This window comes from uncultured Algibacter sp. (genome assembly GCF_963976535.1).
Classification (GTDB): Bacteria; Bacteroidota; Bacteroidia; order Flavobacteriales; family Flavobacteriaceae; genus Algibacter_B.
Map to the genome: position 1 here is coordinate 1 of NZ_CAXBLF010000090.1, position 8,538 is coordinate 8,538.

Here is an 8,538-nt window from a genome sequence, read left to right on the forward strand (position 1 = left end):
ATCGAAAGCATTATTTTTTTGCGATTAAAACAGTTTCAGGCGATTTTAAACCTAAATAAAAATCATTTTCGGTTGTTGTATTATAATCCATTATTGATGTTTCAAACCCACAATTTTCTAATCTGTCTTTTAATCCTTTAACTGAATAAATTCTAACATGATCGTCCTGACCAAAATGTTTTAACCGTTCTTCGGGTAAAACTATTGAATCATCTTCATATATGTCACCTTCTTTAAACGGAGTTTGAATATAAATATTACCATTCGGTTTCAAAACACGATATAGTTCAGCCATTGCTTTTTGATCATTCGTTATGTGTTCTAATATATGATAACAAATGATGGTATCAAAAGTGGCATCACTTTGCGTAATATTGGTAATATCAAATTTATTATCTGCTAAAAACTCATTTTCAAAATCAGTGCTAAAATAATTTAAGTTTTGGTGTTTTCTTAACGTTCTATAAAGGTTTCTTGAAGGCGAAAAGTGAAGTAAATTTCCTTTCAAAGCTTTGTCTTCATTAACTAATTTCCAAAGCCTTCTGTTTCTCGATAAACTCCCACAAAAAGGGCATAATAAATCTTCATTGTCTAATTCAACAAAAGCGCTTAGTTTCTTTTCGCAAATATTACACTGATGTTTATTTCCTAAATAGAAAACGCCATAGATATATCTAAAAAACAATTCATTTTTAAATAAGAATTCTTTCGAAATAATAGATTTAATATTCTTTTTAATGAAGCTATACATCCTTATCCTTTACGTTGTACCACCTCATAAACCTGATTTTCATCACATTTTAAAGTTTTACTTGGGTATTTAAGGAGCAAAGCATAGTCGTGAGTAGCCATTAAAATGGTGTTACCGTTTTTGTTAATATCTTGAAGCACTTCCATAACTTCAACACTGGTTTGCGGATCTAAATTCCCAGTGGGTTCATCGGCAAGTATAAGTTCGGGGTTATTTAGTAAAGCTCTCGCAATAGCAACACGTTGTTGCTCACCACCAGAAAGTTCATGCGGAAATTTAAATCCTTTAGTCTTCATATCAACTTTGGTTAAAACTTCCTCAACTCGCGTGTTCATCTTGTCTTTATCTTTCCAGCCTGTAGCTTTTAATACAAAGAGCAAATTGTTGTTAATGGTTCTGTCGTTAAGTAATTTAAAATCTTGAAAAACGACTCCTAGTTTTCGTCTTAAAAACGGAATGTCTTTTTCTTTAAGATGTTTCAAATCGAAATCAACAATATGCCCTTCACCTTTAGTTAAAGGTAAATCGGCATACAGCGTTTTCATAAAACTACTTTTTCCTGTACCCGTTTTTCCTATTAAGTAAACAAAATCTCCTTTGTTAATCTCAACATTTACATTTGAAAGTACTAGGCTTTCACCTTGAAAAATAGAAGCGTCTTTTAGTTGTAAAATAGGATTCGACATAAATTAAATAAGGTTCTTTTTGACTATTGTAAATGTATTATTTAAAACTTGAAAGTAAAAGTTAAACGTGAAAAGTTTAAAATAGTTGTGAGCAGGAATTCAGTTAGCAGTCTTCAGTCAACAGGCATCAGTCATTTTTTACATTTAATTCTAAAACTAGAAATCAAGAAACTAAAAGTTTAATGTAGTTTCAACCATAACTTCTGTCTTCCGTCTTCTGCTTTCGAGCTTTTTTCCAACATTTAATAACTCGGTTTATAATTATGGCACGATTATTACGTTATAAGATTCATATTAAATAAAAATAGACTCCTTGATTTTTTATCAAGGTTTCATTTGAATTTGTCATTCCCGTGAAAACGGGAATCTAAAATAAAAGATATTTGTTTTTTAACTTTCAATAAAAACAAATATCCTTTATTTATCTTTGATTTTAAATTTAAAAATTAATCCTAAATGACTAAGAAAAGTATCGTTTCATTAGTACTTGCTATAAGTTTTAGTTTTCAAATCCTAGCGCAACAATCAGCAATTTACACGAGTAGTTTGGTCGATTATCAAAAAGCTTTAACGCTATATAATAATCAACAATACCGTGCTGCTCAGTCTATGTTCAGCAGTGTTAAGAAAACAGCAAAAGAAGACATTTTACAATCTAATTGCGCGTATTATATTGCCAATAGTGCAGTACGATTAAACCAGCAAAATGCAGATCAGTTAATTGAAAATTTTGTAAAAGAATATCCAACAAGCACAAAAAGGAATACCGCTTTTGTTGATGTAGCCGACTATTATTTTGAGAATTCTAAATATGCTTACGCTAGAAAATGGTATGATAAAGTGGATGAAGAAGCTTTAGGAAGAAAAGAACGTGAGAAATTTTATTTTAATAATGGATACACCGCCTTTGCTACGAAACAATATAAGGATGCCAAGAAATATTTAAGTAAAGTGGAGAATTCACCAGAATTCGGCGCACAAGCTAAATATTACATTGGTTTTATGGCTTATGAAGGTGATGACTATGATAAAGCCAACGAATATTTTGAACAAGTAAGCGATCAAGAACGTTACAAAGAAAAACTATCTTATTATCAAGCCGACTTAAATTTTAAACTAGGAAAATTTGATAAAGCTATCGAACTTGCCAAAGAACGAATACAGTCTAGTGATGAAGATGAAGTTTCAGAGCTTTCTAAAATTATAGGTGAAAGCTACTTCAATTTAGAGAAATATGCGAAAGCTATTCCATATTTAACGGAATATAAAGGCAAAAGAGGGAAATGGAATAATACTGATTTTTATCAATTAGGTTATGCATATTACAAACAGAAAGATTACGAAAATGCCATTTCAGAATTTAATAAAATAGTAGGCGGTAACAATGCTATTGCTCAAAACGCCTACTATCATTTAGGAGAGAGTTACATTAACTCAGAAAAAAAGCAAGAAGCTTTAAATGCATTTAGAAATGCGTCTCAAATGAATTTCGATTTAAAAATTCAAGAAGATGCATGGTTAAATTACGCAAAAATTAGTTATGAAATAGGGAATCCATATCAATCGGCGCCCCAAGTTTTAGCGGGTTATTTAGAAAAATATCCTGATACCGGCTATAAAGAAGAGATTGAAACCCTATTAATTGATTCTTACATTACTTCAAAAAATTATAAAGAAGCTTTAAAATTATTAGAAAGTAAAAAGAGTTTTGAAAATAAAGTAGCTTATCAAAAAGTGGCGTTTTATAGAGGATTAGAACTTTATAATGAAGGCGATTATCAAGAGGCAGAATTACTTTTTGATGGGTCCTTAAAAGAATCTCAAGATCAAAAATATACAGCTAGGGCAACTTTTTGGAAGGCAGAGGCTGATTATAACTTAACTAATTATGATGATGCGCTAATTGGTTTCAAACAATTTCAACAACAAGCAGAAGCGTCAGCAACACCAGAAATTGAAAACATTAATTATAATTTAGCTTACACCTATTTCAAACTTAAAAATTATGGAAAAGCGACTGAACACTTCAATCAATTCATTTCTAATAAGCGAGAAGATAAACTAAGATTGAATGATGCTTTTTTACGTTTGGGTGATGGTCATTTTGTGTCTAGCGAATATCAAAGTGCTATTTCAGCTTACGAGAAAGCCATTCAATTAAATGAAATAGACTCCGATTATCCTGCGTTTCAAAAAACAATAAGTGTTGGATATACCGGGCAATCTTCAAAAAAAATACAAGGATTAGAGCAGTTTATTGCTGATTATCCTAAATCAAAATTAAGAGACGATGCACTATACGAACTTGGTAATTCTTATGTAAAAGCAAATGAAACGGATAAAGCGATGAAAGCTTACAATCAGCTAAGTAGTGAGTATAGAATGAGTTCGTTTGTACCAAAAGCACTACTCCGTCAAGGTTTAGTGTATTATAATGGCAGTGAAAACGAGCGTGCTTTAACCAAGTTTAAAAAAGTGGCAGGCGATTATCCAGGAACACCAGAAGCGGTTCAAGCCGTTTCAACTGCTCGATTAATTTATATTGATTTAGGTCGTGTTGATGACTATGCCAATTGGGTTAAGCAACTAGATTATATTGAAGTTACAGATGTCGATTTAGATAATGCCACATACGAATCTGCCGAAAAGCAATATTTGGATAATAATACGGATAAAGCCATAAAACAGTTTAATGGGTATTTAAATCAATTTCCAAACGGAATGCACACGTTGCAATCGCATTTTTATGTAGCCCAATTGTATTACAAAAAAGATTTGCTAGAAAATGCGGCACCACATTATAAATATGTTGTTGATGCAAGTCAGAATGAATTCACGGAAGAAGCCCTATCGCGTTTGTCTCAATTTTACTTAGAAAGCAAAAGTTGGAATAAAGCCATTCCTATTTTAGAACGATTAGAGGAAGAAGCAAACTACCCTCAGAATATTGTTTTTGCACATTCTAATTTAATGAAGGCGAATTATCAATTAGAAAATTATGATGCTGCGGTTTCTTATGCTGAAAAGGTATTAAGAAGTTCAAAAATTGATAATAAAATAAAGAGTGATGCACATATTATTATTGCACGTTCTGCTATAAAAACAAGTGATGAAGCGAAAGCTAAATCGGCCTATGCTAATGTTGAACGTGTTGCAACAGGCGAAACTGCGGCAGAAGCGCTCTATTATAATGCGTATTTTAAAAATAAAGAAGGCAATCATAAAGCTTCTAATACGTCAGTTCAAAAATTGGCTAAAGATTTTTCAGGATATGGGTATTATAGCGCCAAAGGCTTAGTATTGATGGCTAAAAACTATTATGCTTTAAATGATGCCTTCCAAGCGACATATATTTTAGAAAGTGTCATTCAGAATTTTCCAGAGTTTGATGATGTGGTATCAGAAGCAAAAGCAGAACTCAGTAAAATCAAAAGGGAAGAAGCCAAAACAAATTCATCAATTTTACCTGAAGATTAATTTTAATAAAACTTAAAATGTCATGCTGAGCGCAGTCGAAGCATCTCATCAATCAATATCATAAATCAAAAAATCTAATTATGCGTAAGCACATAAAAAATATATTCACTGCCGTTCTTTTATTAAGTATAAGCTTCGGTTTTGCTCAAAGAACAAAAAATGACACCATAAACACTGGCGTTATTGATGTTATTAAACCTTATACACCATCAATTTCGGATGCCTTTAAGGTTAAGGAAGTCCCTTCTTTAGATGATGAAGCAACTGAAACAAAAAAAGAGATAAAGTATAATATTTTTTCATTTCCAGTAGCTTCAACGTTTACACCAGCAAAAGGAAAAGCTGCTGTTGTTGAAAAAAGAGCGCCAACAAAACTATTTGATAATTATGCGACATTAGGTGTTGGAACGTACACCACAATTTTGGGTGAGGTTTATTTAAATCATGCCATTAGCAGAAATGAGAGCGTTGGTGGTTATGTTAGTCACCATTCTTCCGCTGGAGGAATAGAAGGGGTGTCGTTCAATGATAATTTTTCAAACTCAAAAGTTAACTTGAATTATTCAAGCCGATTAAGAGATTTAGCGTGGAATGTTGAAGCTGGTTTTCAACATCAACTGTACAATTGGTATGGCGTGCCAGAATCTCAAATAACGCAAGCGCAAGCCAATAATATAGAAGTGGATCACTCATTTTTTGATGCACATTTTGGAGGCGATATTACTTTTGAAGATACTTATATTAATTCAGGAAGCTTCTTTTTTCGACGTTTTGGAGATAATCAAGGTTCTGGAGAAAATAGATTTATTGCTAAAGCCAAAGTAGATGTGCCAATTAACGACGTTGAAATTTCAACTGATATTAAAATTGATTATTTAGGAGGCACTTTTGATAGAAATTATATAACGACGGATGAGTTAAACTATGGAAACTTTCAAATAGGTTTATCACCAACCTATCAGTTAAAACAAGATGATTTAACTTTAGATTTGGGGGTTTCTTTATATTATTTAAACGATAAAGAATCTGGTGAAAATAATTTTTATGTATATCCAAACATTACTGCAACTTATAGATTGGTAAATGATATATTAATTGCTTATGGAGGAATTAAAGGTGGTTTAATTCAAAATTCTTATTACGGTTTTGCCAAAGAAAACCCTTTTGTGTCACCAACATTATTTATTGCTCCAACAGACCAATTATACAATGCATACATTGGTTTAAAAGGGAAGTTATCTAGCAATATGAGTTATAACGTTAGTGGACGTTATTTAGCTGATAGAAATAAGGCCCTTTATAAAACGAATACAATTAGAAATTTATCACCTCAAAACCCTTATGATTATGGAAATTCTTTTGGAATTATCTATGATGATGTAGATACGTTTGGTATTGCAGGAGAAATAAATGTAGATGTTAATAGAAACTTTAAATTAGCATTAAAAGCTGAGTATTTTAGTTATTCTACTGATGATGAGTCTAACGCTTGGAACTTACCAGATGTAAAAGGTTCTTTGTTTTTAGATTATCAAATTAACGAAAATTGGTTTGCGGGTGCTAATTTATTTTATATAGGAGAGCGTCAAGATCAGTTGGTATTAGAAGGCTCGCTTTTACCGCAAGATTTAGTTACAAACATAACCTTAGATAGCTATTTTGATGCTAATGCACATGTAGGCTACCATGTAAACGACCAACTTTCAGTATTTGCAAAAGCAAATAATATAGCCAATGATGCCTACCAAAAATGGCAAAATTTCCCAGTACAAAGTATTCAGTTTTTAGCTGGAGCTACTTACAAATTTGATTTTTGACACTAGTGTCACCCTGAACTTGTTTCAGGGTCTCATCAAATATTTGGGCGTTCCCTTTTACTCATACCTACAAGGTTTTTAAAACCTTGTAGGATCGCAAAAGGTCAGGCTTTCCGTTGCAAGTCCTCGCACCTCCTACGTCGGGCTGTGGGCTTTTCACTGCAATCCTTAACGCGAGTCAGAACAAACTTTAAACTAATTGCACAAAATCCGCTTTCTTAGTGTTTTATTATATTTACTGAAATCAAAAAACAAAAAATGAAGAATACTTTACTTTTAGTATCATTAGTTTTTTTATCGTTTAATATTCAAGCTCAATATAAAGATTGGACTAAAGCAAAAATATATCTAAAGGATGGATCAACATTGAAAGGAAATGCTAGACTAACTATGCTTGAATCTAAAGTTAGATCAGCTGTGTTTGGATCTAAAGGCGAGAATTCATTTAATTTGAGTTCAAAAGAGTATTTAAGGTATATTAATTTTGAAATTAAACAACGAAAAAGCACGAAATTCTCTCCTGAAGAAGTCGAAAAGATTGTTTTTGATTTGGATTACAAATTAAAAGGAAGAAGACTAAAAAGACAAGCAGTATATATACCAATAATAAAAAGTATAAATAAAAAGAAAACTAAATTTGGTTTTGCTGAGCTTGTTATTGATGGAGAAGTTAAATTGGTTAAAAGGACGGTCTCTAATACTAATTACGGGAGTGTTTTTAAGGAGTCGTTGTTGATAAGAGATAATGATATGGCCATTATTTTTAATTATGCCGAATTAAAGTCCTTTAAAAAACGAGCGTCAGAATATTTTAGTGACTGTCCTAGTTTAGTATCAAAAGTAGAGAGTAAAAAGTATACACGTAAAGATTTAGAAGGGTTAGTTAATCATTACAACGATAACTGCGCCAAATAATCAAAATGGGCACCTTCCAAAACCAATTCACATTTTAAACCAACTGTTTCACAAGCCAACTTCAAAGTTTCAAAATCTAAATATAACCACTTCATAGGCGCTTCTTTTTCGCCTTTATAAGACAAAAAATAATCTAGTTCACCATAATAACTAGAATTCATGTCCATCCAATAGCCACCATCTTCATCTTCATACATATATTTAATATCCGAAGAATCAATTAAAATTTGTCCGTTCGGGTTTAATAAATTTTTTAAATGCGACAAGTATTTAGAAACTTGTGTCAATTCTTGAAAAATCCCTGTACCATTCATTAAAAGAAGAATCGTATCAAAAGTTTCAGTTTCATCTAAAATATTTAAAACATTTGCTTTTAAAACACCACGGTGTTTAGTGACTTCAATGGCACCTTTTGAGATATCAATAGCTTTAATTTTAAAACCCTTTTTTTGCAAATAGAGACTATGACTTCCAGAGCCACACCCCACGTCTAAAATACTACCTTTTGAAAGTTTTAAGGCTTTTTGTTCCAATTTGGGCATATCCTTATAATCTCGAAACAAATAGGGAATTGGTAAGGCATCTTCATCAGAAATATTGGTTGATGTCATGATGTCTTCAGAATAATTTCCATTTTGAAAATCCAATAAAGCTTTTCCGAAAAGGTCTTTCATTTAAAACGCTATTTTTTCATTTCCGCGAAGGCGGAAATCTCATCAATTAAAAGTTGTTACACAGAGACTCACTGAGTTTGCACGAAGATACATAGAGAAAAACACCTTTCAATTTTAATATCGTTTACAATCATATTATTTACTTAAATTATAACCATTTTAACTCTGAGATTCTCTGCGAAATTCTCAGTGAAACTCTGCGAAATAATAAGTCTCAT

General features: G+C 31.8%; 6 protein-coding genes. 3 read left to right on the forward strand and 3 right to left on the reverse strand.

The annotated features are described in order from the left end of the window. Window positions 1–10 precede the first annotated feature (10 nt). Both AAC024_RS15160 and AAC024_RS15165 read right to left on the reverse strand, forming a co-directional pair. Window positions 11–751, reverse strand: a complete 741-nt coding sequence (locus tag AAC024_RS15160) for a class I SAM-dependent methyltransferase (protein ID WP_339896339.1) — start codon at window positions 749–751, stop codon at window positions 11–13. Between the two features lie 2 nt (window positions 752–753). Next, window positions 754–1,437, reverse strand: coding sequence for an ATP-binding cassette domain-containing protein (locus AAC024_RS15165; protein ID WP_339896340.1), 684 nt, complete (start codon window positions 1,435–1,437; stop codon window positions 754–756). A 456-nt stretch (window positions 1,438–1,893) separates the two neighbouring features. Here AAC024_RS15165 and AAC024_RS15170 point away from each other — a divergent pair, with 456 nt between their 5' ends. The 3 genes from AAC024_RS15170 to AAC024_RS15180 all read left to right on the forward strand — a co-directional run bounded on the left by AAC024_RS15170 (window position 1,894) and on the right by AAC024_RS15180 (window position 7,646). After that, window positions 1,894–4,914 (forward strand): tetratricopeptide repeat protein, encoded by a 3,021-nt coding sequence (locus tag AAC024_RS15170; protein WP_339896341.1) that lies wholly within the window; start codon window positions 1,894–1,896, stop codon window positions 4,912–4,914. Window positions 4,915–4,994: 80 nt separating this feature from the next. Continuing rightward, entirely contained in the window at window positions 4,995–6,731 is a 1,737-nt protein-coding gene (locus tag AAC024_RS15175) for a TonB-dependent receptor (RefSeq protein WP_339896342.1), read from the forward strand. Window positions 6,732–6,989: 258 nt separating this feature from the next. Then, window positions 6,990–7,646: a hypothetical protein gene (locus tag AAC024_RS15180; protein ID WP_339896343.1), complete on the forward strand. Its 657-nt coding sequence runs from the start codon at window positions 6,990–6,992 to the stop codon at window positions 7,644–7,646. On the opposite strand, the gene AAC024_RS15185 is transcribed toward AAC024_RS15180, so the two are convergent. Continuing rightward, on the reverse strand, window positions 7,622–8,320 hold the full coding sequence (locus tag AAC024_RS15185; protein ID WP_339896344.1) for a class I SAM-dependent methyltransferase: 699 nt from the start codon (window positions 8,318–8,320) through the stop codon (window positions 7,622–7,624). The two genes, AAC024_RS15180 and AAC024_RS15185, sit on opposite strands and share 25 nt — an antisense overlap. Between the last annotated feature and the right edge of the window lie 218 nt (window positions 8,321–8,538).